Source organism: Pseudomonas sp. MUP55 (assembly GCF_034043515.1).
Taxonomy (GTDB): Bacteria; Pseudomonadota; Gammaproteobacteria; order Pseudomonadales; family Pseudomonadaceae; genus Aquipseudomonas.
Genome location: NZ_CP138214.1, coordinates 1554336 through 1573724, shown reverse-complemented (window position 1 = coordinate 1573724; position 19389 = coordinate 1554336). Strand labels below are relative to the sequence as shown.

The following is a 19389-nucleotide window of genomic DNA, read 5'->3' as shown; positions in this document are numbered from 1 at the left end:
AAAGTCGACTGGCCGTACAACCTGGCCGGCACTCGGAGACTCGCTATGACTCAGATCGCCCGCATCAGCGACACCGGCAATGAACGCCGTCTGCAAGCCGAACGCCTGGTTGGCGCCAAGGCCTTGCAGGAAGCCCAGGCCCTGCGGTTCAACGTATTCAGCGGTGAATTCAACGCCAAGCTCAAAGGCGCCGAACTGGGTCTGGACATGGATGACTATGATGTTCACTGCAGCCACATTGGCGTGCGTGACTTGAACAGCGGTCGGCTGGTCGCCACCACCCGTTTGCTCGATCACCAGGCCGCCAGCACCCTGGGCCGGTTCTACAGTGAAGAAGAATTCAGCCTGCATGGGCTGCTGCACTTGCAGGGCCCGATCCTGGAGATCGGCCGTACCTGCGTCGACCCGGCCTACCGCAACGGCGGCACCATCGCGGTGCTCTGGGGCGAGTTGGCCGAAGTACTCAACCAGGGCGGCTACAGCTACCTGATGGGCTGCGCGAGCATACCGATGCACGACGGCGGCATTCAGGCCCACGCGATCATGCAGCGCCTGCGCGAGCGCTACCTGTGCAACGAACACCTGCGCGCCGAACCGAAAAAACCACTGCCGGCGCTGGACCTGCCCTCCAACGTCATCGCTGAAATGCCGCCGCTGCTCAAGGCGTATATGCGCCTGGGTGCGAAGATTTGCGGCGAGCCGTGCTGGGATGAAGATTTCCAGGTGGCCGACGTGTTCATCCTGCTCAAGCGCGATGAGTTGTGCCCGCGTTACGCCCGCCACTTCAAGGCGGCGATGTGATGGGTCGCCTGCGTGTGTACGGGCGCATCGCCCGGGTGCTGCTGGTGGTGGCGCTGGGCTTGAGCATGGCCAGCGTGTTTGGCCTGTTCGAACGCCTGGGGGTGGCCAACTCGATGGTGCGGCGCCAGCGTTGGTCGCGCTTTTTTATGGCGCGGTTGACCAACGCCCTGCCCTTTCGCGTGACGGTGCACGGTGAATTGCCGACGCAACCGATGCTGTGGGTGAGCAATCACGTGTCCTGGACCGATATCCCGCTGCTCGGTGCTGTGGCGCCGATGTCGTTCCTGTCCAAGGCCGAAGTGCGCACCTGGCCGGTGGCGGGCTGGTTGGCGGCGAAAGCCGGCAGCCTGTTCATTCGCCGTGGCTCGGGTGACAGTCAGTTGATCCGCAAACAGATGACCCGCCATCTGGAGCAACAACACCCGCTGCTGATGTTCCCCGAGGGCACCACCACCGACGGGCGCAGCCTGCGCACCTTCCACGGGCGTTTGCTGGCCAGTGCGATCGATGCGGACGTGGCGCTGCAACCGGTGGCGATCCGTTACCTGCGCGATGGCCAGGTGGACCCGCTGGCGCCGTTTATTGGTGATGACGATTTGCTCTCGCACCTGATGCGACTATTCGGCAATGACCAGGGCGACGTGGAAATTCACCTGCTCAAACCGATTGCCTGCGCCGGGCAGGAACGTGCGGCGCTGGCGTATCAGGCGCAGCAGGCGGTGCAGAAGGCGTTGTTTGGGCCGTTGCCGGAGGCCGAATTGGTAGGCACTCGCCCCGCCTACGCGGCCTGAAGCGGGCACGGTCAAAAAAAATGTGGGAGGGGGCTTGCCCCCGATGGCGGTATGCCAGTCACTGCATAGGTTGACTGAGCCACTGCTATCGGGGGCAAGCCCCCTCCCACATTTAGTTCTGAGTATTCAGTTGGTCTTGTGCAAATGCCTGTAGCTGTGGGTAGAACTCAAGGAAGTCCTGGCTCAGCGGCTCATACAGCTCACGCAATTCCTGCATCGCAAACCCCAGCGCCTCAGGCTGCGTCAGCCGCCGCGAGATCCCCCGCAACACCTGCCCCATCACCTCGAACTCACGGTACGAGCCCAGCCAGTCATCCGCTGCCATCCACGGTGCAATCTGCGCCAGCCGCCCCGGCAACTGCGGCTCGGCGGCAAGCACGCGGTACACCTGCGAGGTGAAGTGCTCCAGCGGCTGGTCGGCATACAGCGCCCAATCCCGCGCCAGGCAATGATCGAAAAACACATCCAGAACAATCCCCGCATAGCGCCTGCGGGTCAGGCTGAAGCGCGACAACGCCTCCCCCACCAGCGGGTGGCTGTCGGTGAAGCAGTCAATCGAGCGATGCAACTGAATCGCCGATTCGATTTGCGGGCTGAACTGGCCCTGCAAGCGACCTTTGACGAAGTCGCCATACAGGCTACCCAGCAGTTGCGCAGGAAGTTGGCCGCCCAGGTGCAGATGTGCGAGATAATTCATGGCGCGCAGTCTACCACTGCCGACCACGTATCGTTATAACCCGATATACCCAATTCGCCTGACCTCAGCGCAAAATCATATTGGTATATCGGGATATAACGATTTAAAGTTCGCCTCATCGCGATATAACGTTTTACGCCACCGAGCACCTGCCATGTCCGACCTCGACGAAATAATAAAAGCCCTGGCGCACCCAGTACGACGAGACATCCTCACCTGGCTGAAAGACCCGAAAGTGCAATTTCCCGAGCAACTGCACAACCACGAATACGGCATCTGCGCCGGGCAGATCGACCAGCGCTGCGGCTTGTCCCAGTCGACCGTGTCGGCGCACCTGGCCACATTGCAACGAGCGGGCCTGATCACCAGCCAGAAAGCCGGGCAGTGGCACTTTTTCCGGCGCAATGAGGAGGTGATCCAAGCCTTCCTGACGGCGCTCACCACCGAACTCAGCGCACCCTCGCTGTAACAAGGAAACCTAAATGCCCCTCTCGCTACTCATCCTGGCCCTGAGCGCCTTCGCCATCGGCACCACCGAGTTCGTCATCATGGGTCTGCTGCCCGATGTGGCGGCAGACCTGGGGGTGTCGATTCCCGGCGCCGGCTGGCTGGTGACCGGCTACGCCCTGGGCGTGGCCATCGGCGCGCCGTTCATGGCCCTGGCCACCGCCCGGCTGCCGCGCAAGGCCGCCCTGGTAGCGTTGATGGGTATCTTCATCGTCGGCAACCTGCTCTGCGCGATGGCCAGCGACTACAACGTGTTGATGTTCGCCCGTGTGGTCACCGCGCTTTGCCACGGTGCGTTCTTCGGGATTGGTTCAGTGGTGGCCGCCAACCTGGTGCCCGCCAACAAACGTGCGTCGGCGGTGGCGTTGATGTTCACCGGTTTGACCCTGGCCAACGTGCTGGGCGTACCGCTGGGTACCGCGCTCGGCCAGCACGCCGGCTGGCGCTCGACCTTCTGGGCGGTGACGGTCATCGGCGTGATCGCCTTGATCGGCCTGATCCGCTTCCTGCCGGCCAAGCACGACGAAGAAAAACTCGACATGCGCGCCGAACTGGCCGCCCTCAAAGGCGCCGGCATCTGGTTGTCGCTGAGCATGACCGCCTTGTTCGCCGCCTCCATGTTCACCCTCTTCACCTACGTCGCGCCGTTGCTGGGTGACGTCACCGGCGTGTCGCCCAAAGGCGTGACCTGGACCCTGCTGCTGATCGGCCTGGGTCTGACGCTGGGCAACATCATCGGCGGCAAGCTGGCCGACAAGCGCCTGGCCGCCACCCTGATCGGCGTGTTTGCCAGCATGGCGGTGGTCTCCAGCGTACTGACCTGGACCAGCGTCGCGCTGATCCCTACTGAAATCACCCTGTTCCTGTGGGCCACCGCCTCGTTCGCCGCCGTGCCGGCGCTGCAGATCAACGTGGTGACCTTCGGCAAGGCCGCGCCAAACCTGGTGTCCACCCTGAACATCGGCGCCTTCAACATCGGCAACGCCCTCGGCGCCTGGGTTGGCGGCAGCGTGATCGCCCACGGTTTCGGCTTGACCCGCGTGCCCCTGGCAGCCGCGGCCCTGGCGATACTGGCCCTGCTGGTAACCCTGATTACTTTCCGTCAGAGCGGCGATGCCGACCTGGCCCCCGCGACTCACTGATCAACTTGAGAGAAAGGTGTTTTCCCATGACGACTATCTTCGATCCCATCAAACTGGGCGACCTGGAACTGAAAAACCGCATCATCATGGCGCCGCTGACCCGCTGCCGTGCTGACGCCGGTCGCGTCCCCAATGCGCTGATGGCCGAGTACTACGTGCAGCGCGCGTCCGCCGGGCTGATCCTCAGCGAAGCCACCTCCGTAACGCCCATGGGCGTGGGCTACCCGGACACGCCGGGCATCTGGTCCAACGATCAGGTTCGCGGCTGGGCCAACGTGACCAAGGCGATCCACGGCGCGGGCGGCAAGATCTTCCTGCAACTGTGGCACGTGGGCCGTATTTCCCATGAGTCGTACCTGAACGGCGAAACCCCGGTGGCGCCGAGCGCGATCCAGCCCAAAGGCCACGTCAGCCTGGTGCGTCCACTGGCCGACTACCCGACCCCGCGCGCCCTGGAAACCGCTGAAATCGCCGACATCGTCGACGCTTACCGCACCGGCGCCGAAAACGCCAAGGCCGCAGGTTTTGACGGCGTGGAAATCCACGGCGCCAACGGCTACCTGCTCGACCAGTTCCTGCAAAGCAGCACCAACCAGCGCACCGACCAGTACGGCGGCTCCCTGGAAAACCGTGCGCGCCTGCTGCTGGAAGTGACCGATGCCGCCATCGAAGTCTGGGGCGCCGGCCGCGTGGGCGTGCACCTGGCACCGCGTGCCGACGCCCATGACATGGGCGACGACAACCTGGCGGAAACCTTTACCTACGTCGCCAGCGAACTGGGCAAGCGTGGCATCGCCTTTATCTGCTCCCGTGAAAAAGAAGGCGCGGACAGCCTCGGCCCACAGCTGAAGAAAGCCTTCGGCGGCGTCTACATCGCCAACGAACGCTTCACCAAAGACAGCGCCAACGCCTGGCTGGCCGCCGGCAAGGCCGATGCGGTGGCCTTCGGCGTACCGTTCATTGCCAACCCGGACCTGCCGGCACGCTTGAAGGCCGATGCGCCACTGAACGACGCGCACCCGGAGACTTTCTACGGTAAAGGACCGGTCGGCTATATCGACTACCCAACGCTGCCGATCTGACTGACTGAACCATGGAACAATGTGGGAGGGGGCTTGCCCTAATGCCAGTCGGTTAAGAAGCAGCAGAAGCGAGAAGCGTCTGTGGCGAGGGAGCTTGCTCCCGCCGGGCCGCGAAGCGGCCCCAAACAATGGGCCTGCTGCGCAGTCCAGCGGGAGCAAGCTCCCTCGCCACAGGTTTGGTGTTCGCCTTAACTGACTGGCATTAGGGCTTGCCCCTCCCACATATTTGCCTCATGTAGCGTCTTGGAAACATTGCTTCACAGAACCGCAACAAAATCGCTACAAAATACTTAGGGCGCTACCTATCAACCGCCCGCCAGCCCGTATATAAAGTCACCCCTTCAATCAGGCATAAGGACGATTGACCGTCCTTAGGCTTTACTGTTGACACAACCGGACGTAATTACGCATTTTGTCTCAATTGCGCAGGCTGGGGCTCAGGCGCAGCATGTCCAGCCCGGCATCCACCCAGCGCTCGGCGTCCTGGTGCAGTTGAAAGCTGTCAGGCACCAATAGCCACTGGCCGATCAGGCCGTGGATGTAGGCATGAATGCACACCGCTGCACGGGTGGTATCGAGATTTTCCGGCAATTGGCCGCGATGCACCGCATTGCGCAACGTCAGGCCGATGCGCAGATTGCACTCCAGGCTGTGGGCCTGGCGTTGGCGGCGCATGTCGCACATTTCATCGGTGAACTCGCACTTATGGAACAGGATTTCGTTGATGCGCCGTGTTTTCGGGTCCAGGGCCACTTGGTGATACAGATGAATCAGCAGCTTGCGCATGCACCCCAACGGGTCGACTTCATCCTCGCTTTCACTGGCCCGGGCCAATTCGTCCAGGGGCTCATGCAGCGTATCGAGCAGTGCCTGGAGCAAGTCGGACTTATTACTGAAATGCCAATAGATGGCGCCGCGCGTGACGCCGGCCAGGGCGGCGATATCCGCCAGCGTGGTCCGCGCAACGCCCCGGTCATAGAAGGCTTGCTCGGCGGCTTGGAGAATCTGGCTGCGCGTTTCCTGAGCTTCCTCTTTGGTGCGACGAACCATGGCAGTAAAACCTCAATCAGAACACTTGGGACTATCGTTAACGCAATGTTAATAGACGCGAACGATCATCTGAATAATTGTGGGACGACACCGTCATGGGCACCGAACGTACTAAAATCGAGGCTTTGGGGGGTGCTTTGTGTACATTCCGCCCTGCCTGTCAAGAGTTTACAAACAACCATGAACGTAAGTATATTGCGTAGCAAGCTACTTATCTACTCGCAGCTTTGTTTTTACCCTTCCACACTTCTTGTGCGCACTCTGCGCGCCTGACCCGAGGATCTTCATGCAACTTAAGCCAGCTGTTACCGCTCTGGTCACTGCCGTCGCCCTGGCATCGCTGCTCAGCGGATGTAAAAAGGAAGAAGCGGCTCCGCCCGCTCAAACCCCTCAGGTCGGCGTGGTCACCATTCAACCGCAAGCCTTCACCCTGACCACCGAGCTGCCGGGCCGCACCACGGCCTACCGCATTGCGGAAGTACGCCCCCAGGTCAACGGCATCATTCTCAAGCGCCTGTTCAAGGAAGGCGCGGACGTGAAGGAAGGCCAGCAGCTTTATCAGATCGACCCGTCGGTCTATGAAGCGACCCTCAAAAGCGCACAAGCCAACCTGACCCAGACCAAATCCATCACCGACCGCTACAAGCAGCTGGTCGATGAACAGGCCGTCAGCCGTCAGGAATACGACACCGCCGTCGCCAACCGCATGACGGCCGAAGCAAACGTGCAAACCGCCCAGATCAACGTGCGCTACACCAAGGTGTACGCGCCGATCTCCGGGCGTATCGGCCGTTCTTCGGTCACCGAAGGCGCGCTGGTCAGCAACGGCCAGGCCGACTCCATGGCCGTGATCCAGCAACTGGACCCTATCTACGTCGACGTCACCCAGTCCTCGGCAGAAATGCTCAAACTGCGTCGCGACCTGGAAAGCGGTCAGCTGGAAAAAGCCGGCGCCAATGCCGCCAAGGTCAAGCTGACCCTGGAAGATGGCAGTGACTACGGCCAGGAAGGCAAACTGGAATTCTCCGAAGTGTCGGTTGACCAGACCACTGGTTCGGTCACCCTGCGCGCCGTGTTCCCCAACCCGGACCACACCCTGCTGCCGGGCATGTTCGTGCACGCCCAACTGCAAGCCGGCGTGAACAGCAAAGCCATTCTGGCACCGCAGCAAGGCGTGACACGCGACCTCAAAGGCACCCCGACGGCGCTGATCGTCAATGCCGACAACAAGGTCGAGCAGCGTGAACTGGTGGCCAACCGTACCTACGGCGCCTACTGGCTGGTGGAAAAAGGCTTGAACGCCGGTGACCGCGTCATCACCGAAGGCTTGCAGTACGTCAAGCCGGGTGCCGAGGTCAAAGTCAAGGAAGCAGACAACGCCAAGCCTGCCGGTTCCGCCGCTCCTGCTGCCGCTGCTGGCAAAGGGGAGTAATCCATGTCGAAATTTTTTATCGACCGTCCCATTTTCGCCTGGGTAATCGCCCTGGTGATCATGCTGGTCGGGGCACTGTCGATCCTGAAGTTGCCCATCAACCAATACCCGGCCATCGCGCCAACCGCCATCGACATCCAGGTGACCTACCCGGGCGCGTCCGCACAAACCGTGCAGGACACCGTGGTGCAGGTCATCGAGCAGCAGCTCAACGGTATCGACAACCTGCGTTACGTTTCCTCGGACAGTAACTCCGACGGCAGCATGACCATCACCGTGACGTTCAACCAGGGTACCAACCCGGACATCGCCCAGGTGCAGGTGCAGAACAAGCTGAACCTGGCAACGCCACTGCTGCCCCAGGAAGTACAGCAGCAGGGTATCCGCGTTACCAAGTCGGTGAAGAACTTCCTGATGGTGATCGGTCTGGTGTCGGAAGACGGCAGCATGACCAAGGACGACCTGTCCAACTACATCGTGTCCAACATCCAGGACCCGATCTCGCGTACCGCGGGTGTCGGTGACTTCCAGGTGTTCGGTTCGCAGTACGCCATGCGTATCTGGCTCGACCCGGCCAAGCTCAACAACTACCAGCTGACGCCGGTGGATGTGAGCACCGCGATCCAGGCGCAGAACGTCCAGGTGGCCACCGGTCAATTGGGCGGCTTGCCTGCCCTGCCCGGCACCCAGCTGAACGCCACGATCATCGGCAAGACCCGCCTGCAGACCGCCGAGCAGTTCGGCAACATCCTGATGAAGGTCAACACCGACGGCTCGCAAGTACGCTTGAAGGACGTCGCTCGCATCGAGCTGGGCGGCCAGACCTACAGCATCAGCGCGCAGTTCAACGGCAAACCGGCTTCCGGCATGGCGATCAAACTGGCCTCCGGCGCCAACGCCCTGGACACCGCCAAGGCCATCCGTGCCACCGTCGCCTCGCTGGAACCGTTCTTCCCGCCAGGCATGAAGGCGGTGGTGCCGTATGACACCACGCCAGTGGTCACCGAATCGATCTCAGGTGTTGTCCACACCCTGGTCGAAGCGATTGTGCTGGTGTTCCTGGTGATGTTCCTGTTCCTGCAGAACTTCCGCGCCACGATCATCACCACCATGACGGTGCCGGTGGTGTTGCTGGGTACCTTCGGGATTCTCGCGGCGTTCGGTTTCACCATTAACACCCTGACCATGTTCGGCATGATCCTGGCCATCGGCTTGCTGGTGGACGACGCCATCGTCGTGGTGGAAAACGTCGAGCGCGTCATGGCCGAAGAGCACTTGTCGCCGAAAGAGGCGACGGTCAAGTCCATGAGCCAGATCCAGGGCGCCCTGGTGGGTATTGCCCTGGTACTGTCGGCGGTACTGCTGCCGATGGCGTTCTTCGGCGGCTCCACCGGTGTGATCTACAAACAGTTCTCCATCACCATCGTTTCGGCCATGGCGCTGTCGGTACTGGTTGCCCTGATCTTCACCCCGGCCCTGTGCGCCACCATGCTCAAGCCAATCGACCCGGAAAAGCACGGTCAACCCAAGCGTGGTTTCTTCGGCTGGTTCAACCGCACCTTCGACCGTGGCGTACTGAGCTACGAGCGCGGCGTGGGCAACATGATCAAGCACAAGATCCCGGCGTTCCTGGTGTACCTGCTGATCTTCGCCGGCATGATCTGGCTGTTCATGCGCATCCCCGCCGCGTTCCTGCCCGATGAAGACCAGGGCGTGATCTTTGCCCAGGTGCAGACCCCGGTCGGTTCCACGGCCGAGCGCACGCAAAAAGTCATCGACGACATGCGCATCTTCCTGCTCAACGACAAGGAAGGCGAGCCAGGCGAAGGCAAAGGCGTGAAATCGGTGTTTACCGTGAACGGCTTCAACTTCGCCGGTCGTGGTCAAAGCTCGGGCCTGGCGTTCGTAATGCTCAAGCCATGGGATGAGCGTGATGCCTCCACGTCGGTGTTCGAGATTGCCAAGCGCGCCCAAGGCTATTTCATGCAGACCTTCCAGGACGCCATGGTGTTTGCCATCGTGCCACCGTCCGTACTGGAACTGGGTAACGCCACCGGTTTCGACGTGTTCCTGCAGGACCAGGGTGGTGTCGGCCATGACAAACTGATGGCTGCGCGCAACCAGTTCCTGGGCATGGCGGCACAAAGCAAGATCCTGGCCGGTGTGCGTCCTAACGGCGTGAACGATGAGCCGCAGTATGAGCTCACCGTCGACGACGAGAAGGCCAGCGCCCAAGGCATTACGCTGGCGAGCATCAACCAGACCCTGGCGATTGCCCTGGGTGGCAGCTACGTCAACGACTTCATCGACCGTGGTCGCGTGAAGAAGGTGTACGTGCAGGGCGAAGCCGCCAGCCGTATGTCGCCGGAAGACTTGAACAAGTGGTACGTGCGCAGCGACTCCGGGAAGATGGTGCCGTTGTCGGCCATTGCCTCGGGCAAGTGGATCTACGGTTCGCCAAAGCTCTCGCGTTATAACGGTGTGGCGGCGATGGAAATCCTCGGCACCCCGGCACCGGGTTACAGCACCGGTGACGCAATGGCTGAAGTAGAGCGTCTGGTCAAGCAACTGCCGGCCGGTATCGGCTATGCCTGGACAGGCCTGTCGTACGAAGAACGCTTGTCCGGCTCACAGGCACCGGCGTTGTACGCCCTGTCGCTGCTGGTGGTGTTCCTGTGCCTCGCGGCGCTGTACGAAAGCTGGTCGATCCCGATTGCGGTGGTACTGGTCGTGCCGCTGGGTGTGGTGGGGGCGTTGATCGCCACCAGCATGCGCGGGCTGTCCAACGACGTGTTCTTCCAGGTGGGCCTGCTGGTGACGGTGGGTCTGGCGGCGAAAAACGCCATCCTGATCGTGGAGTTCGCCAAAGAGCTCCACGAACAGGGCAAAGGCATCGTCGAGGCCGCGATCGAGGCGTCCCGCATGCGTCTGCGCCCGATCATCATGACCTCCATGGCGTTCATCCTCGGCGTACTGCCGCTGGCGATCTCCTCGGGCGCAGGTTCAGGCAGCCAGCACGCCATCGGTACCGGCGTAATCGGCGGTATGATCACGGCCACGGTGCTGGCGATCTTCTGGGTGCCATTGTTCTTTGCAACCGTGTCCGCCATTGGCGACCGTAAAAAGACTGAAACCAAGCAAACTCCTCAAGAGGCTGGCCAATGAGCAAGTCGCTACTTTCCTTAGCCGTCACCGCATTCGTGCTCAGTGGCTGCTCGCTGATCCCTGACTACCAGCGCCCCGAAGCGCCGGTAGCAGCGCAGTTCCCGCAGGGGCCGGCGTATTCGTCGGCCCAGGCGCCGGGCCAGGCCGCTGCCGAGCAAGGCTGGAAGCAGTTTTTCCATGACCCTGCCCTGCAACAGCTGATCCAGACCGCGCTGGTGAACAACCGCGACCTGCGCGTCGCGGCTCTGAACATCGATGCCTACGCGGCGCAGTACCAGATCCAGCGGGCCGACCTGTTCCCGGCGGTCTCGGCCACCGGCAACGGCAGCCGCTCCCGTACCCCGGCGCGACTGTCGCAAACCGGCGAATCGACCATCGCCAGCCAGTACTCGGCAGGCCTGGGGATCAGTTCTTATGAACTGGACCTGTTCGGCCGCGTGCGCAGCCTGAGCGAAGAAGCGCTGCAGAAATACTTCGCTACCGAAGAAGCGCGACGCAGCACCCAGATCAGCCTGGTGGCCAACGTGGCGAATGCCTACCTGACCTGGCAGGCCGACAAGGAACTGCTCAAGCTGACCCAGGACACCCTCGGCGCGTTCGAGCAGAGCTTCAAGCTCACCTCGCGCAGCAACGAAGTCGGCGTGGCCTCGGCCCTCGACCTGAGCCAGGCGCGCACTTCGGTGGAAAACGCCCGTGTGCAGCTTGCCCGTTATACGCGCCAGGTGGCCCAGGACGAGAACAGCCTGACCCTGCTGCTGGGCACCGGCCTGCCGGCGAACATCGCCAGCAAGCCACTGTCCGACGACCTGCTCAGCGAAGTACCGGCCGGCTTGCCGTCGGACCTGCTGCAACGTCGTCCCGACATCGTCCAGGCCGAGTACAACCTCAAGGCCGCCAACGCCAACATCGGTGCGGCCCGTGCGGCGTTCTTCCCAAGCATCAGCCTGACCGCCAGCGCCGGTACCGCCAGCCCGAACCTGGGCGGCCTGTTCAAGGGCGGCTCGGGCACTTGGTCCTTTGCGCCACAGATCAACATCCCGATCTTCAACGCCGGTAGCCTGCGCGCAAGCCTGGACTACTCGAAGATCCAGAAAGAGATCAACGTGGCCAACTACGAGAAGGCCATTCAGACCGGCTTTCAGGAAGTCTCCGACGGCCTCGCCGCGCGGGCGACCTACAAGCAGCAACTGGATGCACAACGTGGCTTCGTCGCCGCCAACCAGGATTACTACCGCCTGGCCGAGCGTCGCTACCGCATCGGTGTGGACAGCAACCTGACCTTCCTCGACGCCCAGCGCCAACTGTTCAGTGCCCAGCAATCGCTGATCACCGACCGCCTGGCGCAGCTGACCAGCGAGGTCAACCTGTACAAGGCCCTCGGCGGTGGCTGGAACGAGCAGACCGCTAAAAATGAGCCGGTGAAAGAAGAAGCACCGCCGCTTAAGTTGTTCTAAAAGCGCGACAAGAAAACCGCTTCCCTCACCGGAAGCGGTTTTTTTATGCCCTTGAACCGTGGAAGCCGGCTTGCTTTTTCTGGAAGCGTTCAGGGTAAAATTGGTAACAGATTCTTACAGACCACAGAGGGAGCTTGTCGTAATGATCGTAGGAATCGACCTGGGGACCACCAACAGTCTGGCCGCCGTCTGGCGCGGTGACGCCGCCGAATTGGTGCCCAATGCCCTTGGCCAGTTGCTGACCCCCAGTGTGGTCGGGCTGGATGATCAAGGCCGTGTCCTGGTAGGCCAGGCTGCCAAAGAGCGCCTGCATACCCACCCGCACCTGACCACCTCGCTGTTCAAGCGCTATATGGGCAGTGCCACCGAAGTGCGTCTGGGCGACCGCTCGTTCCGCCCGGAAGAACTCTCGGCGCTGGTGCTCAAAAGCCTGAAGGAAGACATCGAGCGTACCTACGGGCATACCGTCACCGAAGCCGTGATCAGCGTGCCCGCGTATTTCAGCGACGGCCAGCGCAAGGCCACGCGTATCGCCGGTGAACTGGCCGGGCTCACGGTTGAAAAACTGATCAACGAACCCACCGCCGCCGCCCTTGCCTACGGCCTGCATCAGCGTGACAAGGAAACGTCGTTCCTCGTGTTTGACCTGGGCGGCGGTACGTTCGACGTGTCGATCATCGAGCTGTTCGATGGGGTGATGGAAGTGCGCGCCAGCGCGGGTGACAACTTCCTCGGCGGCGAAGACTTCGACACGCTGTTGCTGGAACACTTCGTCGACAGCCAGCGCAACGCCCAGGGTTTCCCGCCCACCAGCAGCGTGCTGCAGGCCCTGCGCCGCGAAGCCGAGCGCGTGCGCAAGGCATTGGGCCAGGACGACAGCGCCGACTTCACCCTGCGTGTCGACGGCCAGCAATGGGTGAAAACCATCACCCAACAGGAACTGGCCAAGCTCTATACGCCCCTGCTGGAACGCCTGCGCGCACCGATCGAACGGGCGCTGCGCGATGCGCGAATTCGTGTCGGCGATCTCGATGAAATCCTGCTGGTGGGCGGCACCACGCGCATGCCGCTGGTGCGCAAACTTGCCGCCAGTCTGTTCGGACGCTTCCCGTCCATCAGCCTGGATCCCGACCAGGTGGTCGCCAACGGCGCGGCGATTCAGGCCGCGCTCAAAGCCCGGTCCGCGGCGCTGGAAGAAGTCGTGTTGACTGACGTATGCCCCTACACCCTGGGTATCGAAACCGCCAACCAGTACGGCAGCCACATCGAAAACGGTCATTACCTGCCGCTGATCGAACGCAACAGCAGCGTACCGGTGAGCCGGGTTAAAAGTGTGGTCACCCTTTCCGACGACCAGTCGCGCGTGCTGCTGAAAATCTATCAGGGTGAAAGCCGCCTGGTGAAAGACAACATCGAGCTGGGCCAACTGGAAATCCCGGTCCCCAAGCGCAAGGCCGGCGAGGTCTCGCTGGACGTGCGCTTCACCTACGACAACAACGGTCTGCTCGAAGCCCAGGTCAGCATCCCGCTGACGGGCGAGCAGCATTCGCTGGTGATCGAGAACAACCCGGGCGTGCTCAGCCCACAGGAAATCCAGCAACGCCTGCAAGCCCTGGCACTGTTGAAGATTCATCCGCGCGACCAACAGGTCAACACGGTGCTGACCGCGCGCCTCGAACGCCTCTACCAGGAAAGCCTGGGCGACGTGCGCCAGCAGTTGGGCCACTGGGCCGCGCAGTTCCAGCAAGTGCTCGATACCCAGGACGAACGCCGCATCCGCGAGGCCCGCAGCGAATTGACCCGACAACTTGAGCAACTCGATAACGGGTTCTGGCGCTGAGGCTTGAAGACATGGACTGCTGGACAGTATTACAACTGGACGATGATGCCGACGAACGCACCATCAAGCGGGCTTACGCACGGCTGATCAAAAATTGCCGTCCGGACGAAGATGCCGAGGGCTTCCAGCGCGTGCGCGAAGCCTATGAGCAAGCGCTGAGCTACGCGCGCTGGCAAGCCGAGCACCAGCAGGAGGAAGAAGAAGAGGAGCGCCAGGCCGACGTCGTCGAACAGAGCCATGGCCACTTCAACGACCTGGCCGAATTGATGGACGTGAGCACGCTGCGTCCGGCCCCCGTTGACGCCCGCGAACAGGACCCGGCCCACGCGCTGCTCCAGGGCGTTGGCCTGCACAATCTCGACGAGCGCTGGGCCCAGGCTCAGCAGCAGGGCTGCGGCGATGCCTTCCAGGCCGGGCTGTTGCGCCACTGCTTTGAAGCACCCGGCGAACGCAGCGCCATCGTCCATTGGGCGACGCAACACCTGGAATGGCTGACGCCCTGGCAACGCGTGAGCATGGCGCCGTGGCAGCACCAGGTACTCGTCAGCCAATTGCTGCAGGAATATCGTGATCACCTGCAAGCGCTGCTGGCGCAAAAGGCCGAGCGCGAGTTCGTCACCGCGTTGACGCAGTACAATAGCCAGCCCTGGCTACGGGTATTCGACCTGCAGCAACAATGGCAGCAGAGCATTCTGCGCCTGCTGCACGACAGCCAATGGAGCGTGCCGCTGTTCGAGCGCGTGTGCCAGGCGTTTGGCTGGGACGACCAGCAAGGCATACACCCCGAGCCCACCTGGATATGGCGCGACCTGGTGTCACGCTGCGAGCAGGAAAGCTTCTACGCCAACCTTCAGGAAAAGGCCCAGGACACCCGCCGCATGTCCGTCGACGCCCAGGCCGCGCGCTTGCTGCTGACGCCGATGTCTGCGACAGAACAAATGCGCCTGATCAGGGGCTTCAGCGACGCCCACTGGAACGCGTGTCAGCAACTCGGCGAAACCTTGACGTGGCGCTACCCGCAACTGCTGGAGCGACTGCCTGAGGCCGACGCGTTTTTCTGGCGTAAATTCAGGATCCGACCGATCTACACCCATGTGTTTATCCGACTGTGGGCGATCTTCGCGCTGGGGGCGGGCCTGAACCTGATTCACGACGATTCGGGAAAGCTGGATGCTGGCGTGGTGGTGATACTGCTGGCGTTGTTGATCGTGCCGGCGGTGGTCGGTTTCCGCCTCACCCAGATGTGGGCCGGCATGAGTTGGTCTTTTATCATTCAAGACCTGTGGCTGAGCCAGCGCCTGATCCCCAAGCGCCTCAATCCCAACGGATACTGGCTGGTGCTACGCCATGGCGTCCCGCAGCTGTGCATGCTGCTGGCGTGCGGGTTGATACTGGGCGTACTGGGTATGGTGACCTATGCCGGGATGGTGCTGATCAGCCTGCTGCACCCGAAACGCATCGGCCAGATGAGCGCTAGAGTCAGCCAGTACCCGTGGGTGAACGGCCTGCACTGGGCATTCTGGAGCCCGCTGCAAGTGGTGTTCCTGGTGGTGATGGTGGCGGTAATGCTCGCCGCTCAGTACTACCTGCCCGCCGTGCCCTGGACCCACTTCAACCTGCAGAAACACTGACCACGCCAGCCGGGCCTGGGTGCAATGCTCAGGCTCGGCAACTTGCGTTCGATCATCGCCCACAACCCGCTCTCCCCCACTTTCAACAGCCCCGCACCGCCGCGCACCATGGCCGCCACCTGCATAACCCCAATAACAACAGGTCCGACACCATGAGCACTTTCCACCCGCGCCGGCTCTTGCTGGCAACCGCTGTCGCCAGTCTTGCCCTGCCTGTCGCCGCCGAGGAACACGGCTTTCTCGAAGACGCCAGCGCCAACCTCAACCTGCGCAATTTCTTCTTCAATCGCAACTACACCAACCCGACCAAAACCCAGGGCGGCGCGCAGGAGTGGACGCAAAGTTTCATCTTCGATGCCAAGTCCGGGTTCACTCAGGGCACGGTGGGTTTTGGTGTGGACGTGCTGGGCTTGTACTCGCTCAAGCTCGATGGCGGGCGCGGCACCGGTGGCACGCAGTTATTGCCGCTGGACCACGACGGCCGGCCAGCCGATGCATTCGGGCGCCTGGGCGTGGCGTTCAAGGCCCGTTTTTCCCGGACGGAATTGAAAGTCGGCGAATGGATGCCGGTGCTGCCGATCCTGCGCTCGGACGACGGCCGCTCACTGCCGCAAACCCTGCGCGGCGGGCAGATCACCTCCAGGGAAATCGACGGCCTGACCCTGTACGGCGGCCAGTTCCGTGCCAACAGCCCGCGGGACGACAGCAGCATGCGCGACATGTCGATGACCGGCAAAACCGCGTTCACGTCCGACCGCTTCAACTTCCAGGGCGCCGAATACGCCTTCAACGACAAACGCACGCAAGTCGGGGTGTGGAATGCCCAGCTCAAGGACATCTACCGCCAGCAATTTCTCAACCTGATCCACACCCAGCCTGTGGGCGACTGGACCCTGGGCGCCAACCTGGGGTTCTTCTATGGCAAGGACGACGGCAGCGCCCGCGCCGGCAGCCTGGACAACAAGACCTGGTCCGGCCTGCTATCGGCCCGCCACGGCGGCAACACCTTTTACATCGGCCTGCAGAAACTCACCGGCGACAGCGCCTGGATGCGGGTCAACGGCACCAGCGGCGGCACGCTGGCCAATGACAGCTACAACTCCAGCTACGACAACGCCCAGGAGAAATCCTGGCAGGTGCGTCACGACTACAACTTCGTTGCCCTTGGCGTACCGGGGCTGACCCTGATGAACCGCTATATCAGCGGCAGCAACGTGCACACCGGCACGGTGACCGACGGCAAGGAATGGGGACGCGAAAGCGAATTGGGCTACACCGTGCAAAGCGGCAGCTTGAAGAACCTGACTGTGCGCTGGCGCAATTCGAGCATGCGTCGTGACTACAGTAATAACGAGTTCGATGAAAACCGGTTGATCGTCAGCTACCCGATAAGTCTGCTGTAAACCGGCGTCGCAGTTACTGTATGGTGCGCGCCTGCCGCTGCTGATCGACCCAGCAGCGGCTCTTTATCCGGGCACGCGCACAGCATGAAAACCTTCGCTACAGCACTCACAGTGTTTGCCCTGGCCCTGAGCCTGACGGGTTGTATCGGCTCGCCCATCGCCCTGACGCCGCAGACCGAGCAGCGCCTGCAAACCCAGGCACCGATCCGTTTTCTGCTGACCTTCGACGACGGCCCAAGTGCCTCGGGGTACAACAACCCGAGCCGTTCGGTGGTGGCCGACCTGGCCAATAACCCGGTGTTGCCGGGGATCAAGGCGGTGTTTTTCCTGCAGACCGAAGCCGCCCGTTCAGGGGGCAGCGCGCGCGGGCGCAAGACCATGGAGCGTGAGTACGCCGCCGGCCATGTCCTGGCCTTCCACACCGCGACGGCGTTTCATACCAATCATCGCTGGCTCAATGACGCCGAGCTGGAACGCACCCTCACCGAAGGCGCCGCGCACATTGCCGCCATTACCGGCACACCGCCGCTGCTGGTGCGGCCGCCGTTCTGGAACTACGACCGCCGCACGTTCGCCGCCTACCGGCGCCACGGCATGCAGGTATTGCTGACCGACCTGAGTGCCAATGACGGCAAAATCTGGGGCTTCAACGCCAGCCCCCGTCGCCGCGCCAACCTGTACCGGCAACTGTCGGTGGTGCGTGAGCGCATCGCGTTGGGTGAGTTGCCCTCGGTGGACGGCGCGATCCCGGTGGTGGTGACCTTCCACGACATCAACCGCTACACCGCACGGCATATGCAGGAATACCTGCAGATCCTGATGGACAGCGCACGCATCAACGGCCTGAAGACCGCCACCGAGCCGTTCTACACCGACCGTGCGGCGCTGCAACGCGCGGCCCTGGCGCGCACGGTCAAGGATGTGAACGAGCCGGTGCACCTGCCGGGAGTGTGGAACTGGGTGTGGGATGCCGATTCCAACTGATCTCAACAGAATGCAGAGATCAAAAATGTGGGAGGGGCTTGCCCCCGATGAAGATCGTTCCCACGCTGCCGCGTGGGAATGCAGCCCGTGACGCTCCGCGTCACCTGAAATGGCGGAGGTTGGCGGGACGCGGAGCGTCCAGAGCGGCATTCCCACGCAGAGCGTGGGAACGATCAAGCCCCCTCCCACATTTGTCTGTATCCCAGAGTCAGGTCTCGCGGGATTCGACGCCCAGTTCATCCCACACCGACTCAGCCAGGTGGAACGTCGCGTTCGCCGCCGGTATCCCGCAATAGATCGCGCTTTGCATCAGCACTTCCTTGATTTCGGCGCGGGTCACGCCATTGCTGGCGGCGGCACGCAGGTGCAGCTTCAACTCGTCAGTGCGGTTCATGCCGATCAGCATGGCGATGGTGATCAGGCTGCGGGTGTGCCGTGGCAAGCCAGGGCGAGTCCAGATATCGCCCCAGGCATGGCGGGTGATCATTTCCTGGAACTCGCTGTTGAACTCGGTCAGCGCATTGAGGCTGCGTTCGACATGGGCGTCGCCCAGCACTTCGCGGCGCACCTGCAGACCTTCGGCATAACGTTGTTTCTCGTCCACGGAAAAGCTCCTCAACGGCCCAGCAGAAATTCAATGACGCGGTCGCTGAAGGCAGCGCCGGCCTGGACATTGGACAGGTGCGCCGCATAGAACTCGGCGTATTCGGCGCCCCGCACATGGTTCTGGATAAAGTGGCTGCCGGCCGGTGGTGTCACCGCGTCTTCAGTGCCGGCAATCACCAGGGTCGGAGCCTTGATTGACGCCAGTTGCTCACGAAAATCGGCATCACGCACCGCCGCGCAATTGGCGGCGTAGCCCTGGGGCGAAGTCGCCGCGAGCATGTCGGTGATCTGGTTGGCCTGGTGAGGATGGGCGGCGGCAAAGTCGGCGGTGAACCAGCGTGCAATCGAGGCATCGCGCAGCGCGACCATCGCCGCCGCGCCATCGCGCAACACCATTTCAATACGCGGGTTCCACACCTCAGGCGTGCCGATCTTGGCGGCGGTGTTGCACACCACCAGGCGGTTCAGCCGCGCGCCTGCGTTGATGCCCAGCCACTGGCCGATCAACCCGCCCATGGACAGCCCACAAAAATGCGCGCGCTCGATACCCAGCGCATCCAGCAGCGCGAGTACATCGTGGCCCAGCTGCTCGATGCTGTAGGGCCCTTCGGTGACCAGCGAGCGGCCATGGCCTCGGGTGTCGAAGCGCAGCACCCGAAAATGTTCGATGAACGCCGGGATCTGGATGTCCCACATATGCAGGTCGGTGCCCAGGGAGTTGGACAGCACCAGCACCGGTGCATCGGCGGGCCCATCGAGTTGGTAATGCAGTTCGCCCTCAGCGAGTTGTACGAAAGCCACAGC

General features: G+C 62.2%; 16 protein-coding genes. 12 read left to right on the top strand and 4 right to left on the bottom strand.

The genetic code is table 11. The annotated features are described in order from the left end of the window. Nucleotides 1-45: 45 nt before the first annotated feature. The gene (olsB, locus tag SC318_RS07010) at nucleotides 46-801 is read left to right on the top strand and encodes an L-ornithine N(alpha)-acyltransferase (RefSeq protein ID WP_034118547.1); all 756 of its coding nucleotides are present in this window, start codon (nucleotides 46-48) and stop codon (nucleotides 799-801) included. Beyond that, entirely contained in the window at nucleotides 801-1592 is a 792-nt protein-coding gene (locus SC318_RS07005; protein WP_320430181.1) for a lysophospholipid acyltransferase family protein, read from the top strand. The genes olsB and SC318_RS07005 overlap by 1 nt, the downstream gene beginning before the upstream one ends. Before the next feature lie 112 nt (nucleotides 1593-1704). Here SC318_RS07005 and SC318_RS07000 read toward each other — a convergent pair whose 3' ends face one another. Further along, on the bottom strand, nucleotides 1705-2289 hold the full coding sequence (locus SC318_RS07000; protein WP_320430180.1) for an acyl carrier protein phosphodiesterase: 585 nt from the start codon (nucleotides 2287-2289) through the stop codon (nucleotides 1705-1707). A 154-nt stretch (nucleotides 2290-2443) separates the two neighbouring features. Here SC318_RS07000 and SC318_RS06995 point away from each other — a divergent pair, with 154 nt between their 5' ends. Genes SC318_RS06995 through SC318_RS06985 form a run of 3 tightly spaced genes read left to right on the top strand, consistent with a single transcriptional unit; the run spans nucleotide 2444 to nucleotide 5020 of the window. Beyond that, nucleotides 2444-2758, top strand: coding sequence for an ArsR/SmtB family transcription factor (locus SC318_RS06995; protein WP_320430179.1), 315 nt, complete (start codon nucleotides 2444-2446; stop codon nucleotides 2756-2758). Between the two features lie 13 nt (nucleotides 2759-2771). Beyond that, nucleotides 2772-3938 (top strand): MFS transporter, encoded by a 1167-nt coding sequence (locus SC318_RS06990; RefSeq protein WP_320430178.1) that lies wholly within the window; start codon nucleotides 2772-2774, stop codon nucleotides 3936-3938. A 26-nt stretch (nucleotides 3939-3964) separates the two neighbouring features. Beyond that, complete coding sequence (locus tag SC318_RS06985; protein WP_320430177.1) at nucleotides 3965-5020, top strand: alkene reductase; 1056 nt, start codon at nucleotides 3965-3967, stop codon at nucleotides 5018-5020. 417 nt (nucleotides 5021-5437) lie between these two features. Here SC318_RS06985 and SC318_RS06980 read toward each other — a convergent pair whose 3' ends face one another. Continuing rightward, nucleotides 5438-6070 (bottom strand): TetR family transcriptional regulator, encoded by a 633-nt coding sequence (locus tag SC318_RS06980; protein WP_306491982.1) that lies wholly within the window; start codon nucleotides 6068-6070, stop codon nucleotides 5438-5440. Nucleotides 6071-6356: 286 nt separating this feature from the next. Here SC318_RS06980 and SC318_RS06975 point away from each other — a divergent pair, with 286 nt between their 5' ends. From SC318_RS06975 to SC318_RS06945, 7 genes are all read left to right on the top strand, one after another. Then, nucleotides 6357-7502: an efflux RND transporter periplasmic adaptor subunit gene (locus SC318_RS06975; RefSeq protein WP_320430176.1), complete on the top strand. Its 1146-nt coding sequence runs from the start codon at nucleotides 6357-6359 to the stop codon at nucleotides 7500-7502. 3 nt (nucleotides 7503-7505) lie between these two features. Then, nucleotides 7506-10667, top strand: coding sequence for an efflux RND transporter permease subunit (locus SC318_RS06970; protein ID WP_320430175.1), 3162 nt, complete (start codon nucleotides 7506-7508; stop codon nucleotides 10665-10667). Beyond that, a complete protein-coding gene (adeC, locus tag SC318_RS06965) occupies nucleotides 10664-12121 on the top strand; it encodes an AdeC/AdeK/OprM family multidrug efflux complex outer membrane factor (RefSeq protein WP_320430174.1) in 1458 nt (485 codons plus the stop codon). The genes SC318_RS06970 and adeC overlap by 4 nt, the downstream gene beginning before the upstream one ends. 142 nt (nucleotides 12122-12263) lie before the next feature. Continuing rightward, complete coding sequence (locus SC318_RS06960; RefSeq protein WP_320430173.1) at nucleotides 12264-13961, top strand: molecular chaperone HscC; 1698 nt, start codon at nucleotides 12264-12266, stop codon at nucleotides 13959-13961. A gap of 11 nt (nucleotides 13962-13972) precedes the next feature. After that, nucleotides 13973-15592 (top strand): J domain-containing protein, encoded by a 1620-nt coding sequence (locus SC318_RS06955; RefSeq protein WP_320430172.1) that lies wholly within the window; start codon nucleotides 13973-13975, stop codon nucleotides 15590-15592. A 152-nt stretch (nucleotides 15593-15744) separates the two neighbouring features. Beyond that, nucleotides 15745-16995 carry an OprD family porin gene (locus SC318_RS06950; RefSeq protein ID WP_320430171.1) on the top strand — a complete coding sequence of 417 codons (1251 nt, stop codon included), beginning with the start codon at nucleotides 15745-15747 and terminating at the stop codon, nucleotides 16993-16995. Nucleotides 16996-17079: 84 nt separating this feature from the next. Further along, nucleotides 17080-17979 (top strand): polysaccharide deacetylase family protein, encoded by a 900-nt coding sequence (locus SC318_RS06945; RefSeq protein WP_320430170.1) that lies wholly within the window; start codon nucleotides 17080-17082, stop codon nucleotides 17977-17979. Nucleotides 17980-18187: 208 nt separating this feature from the next. Here SC318_RS06945 and pcaC read toward each other — a convergent pair whose 3' ends face one another. Both pcaC and pcaD read right to left on the bottom strand, forming a co-directional pair. Next, nucleotides 18188-18583 (bottom strand): 4-carboxymuconolactone decarboxylase, encoded by a 396-nt coding sequence (gene pcaC, locus SC318_RS06940; protein ID WP_306491976.1) that lies wholly within the window; start codon nucleotides 18581-18583, stop codon nucleotides 18188-18190. Between the two features lie 11 nt (nucleotides 18584-18594). Beyond that, complete coding sequence (pcaD, locus tag SC318_RS06935) at nucleotides 18595-19386, bottom strand: 3-oxoadipate enol-lactonase (RefSeq protein WP_320430169.1); 792 nt, start codon at nucleotides 19384-19386, stop codon at nucleotides 18595-18597. Nucleotides 19387-19389 lie beyond the last annotated feature (3 nt).

What these genes read in the sequence shown, in the direction of transcription:
- adeC (WP_320430174.1), top strand. Translation starts at nt 10,664, where the DNA reads ATGAGCAAGTCGCTACTTTCCTTAGCCGTCACCGCATTCGTGCTCAGT.
- SC318_RS07000 (WP_320430180.1), bottom strand. Translation starts at nt 2,289, where the DNA reads ATGAATTATCTCGCACATCTGCACCTGGGCGGCCAACTTCCTGCGCAA.
- SC318_RS06950 (WP_320430171.1), top strand. Translation starts at nt 15,745, where the DNA reads ATGAGCACTTTCCACCCGCGCCGGCTCTTGCTGGCAACCGCTGTCGCC.
- SC318_RS06945 (WP_320430170.1), top strand. Translation starts at nt 17,080, where the DNA reads ATGAAAACCTTCGCTACAGCACTCACAGTGTTTGCCCTGGCCCTGAGC.
- SC318_RS06975 (WP_320430176.1), top strand. Translation starts at nt 6,357, where the DNA reads ATGCAACTTAAGCCAGCTGTTACCGCTCTGGTCACTGCCGTCGCCCTG.
- SC318_RS06960 (WP_320430173.1), top strand. Translation starts at nt 12,264, where the DNA reads ATGATCGTAGGAATCGACCTGGGGACCACCAACAGTCTGGCCGCCGTC.
- SC318_RS06955 (WP_320430172.1), top strand. Translation starts at nt 13,973, where the DNA reads ATGGACTGCTGGACAGTATTACAACTGGACGATGATGCCGACGAACGC.
- SC318_RS06990 (WP_320430178.1), top strand. Translation starts at nt 2,772, where the DNA reads ATGCCCCTCTCGCTACTCATCCTGGCCCTGAGCGCCTTCGCCATCGGC.
- SC318_RS06985 (WP_320430177.1), top strand. Translation starts at nt 3,965, where the DNA reads ATGACGACTATCTTCGATCCCATCAAACTGGGCGACCTGGAACTGAAA.
- SC318_RS06995 (WP_320430179.1), top strand. Translation starts at nt 2,444, where the DNA reads ATGTCCGACCTCGACGAAATAATAAAAGCCCTGGCGCACCCAGTACGA.
- SC318_RS06980 (WP_306491982.1), bottom strand. Translation starts at nt 6,070, where the DNA reads ATGGTTCGTCGCACCAAAGAGGAAGCTCAGGAAACGCGCAGCCAGATT.
- SC318_RS07005 (WP_320430181.1), top strand. Translation starts at nt 801, where the DNA reads ATGGGTCGCCTGCGTGTGTACGGGCGCATCGCCCGGGTGCTGCTGGTG.
- SC318_RS06970 (WP_320430175.1), top strand. Translation starts at nt 7,506, where the DNA reads ATGTCGAAATTTTTTATCGACCGTCCCATTTTCGCCTGGGTAATCGCC.
- olsB (WP_034118547.1), top strand. Translation starts at nt 46, where the DNA reads ATGACTCAGATCGCCCGCATCAGCGACACCGGCAATGAACGCCGTCTG.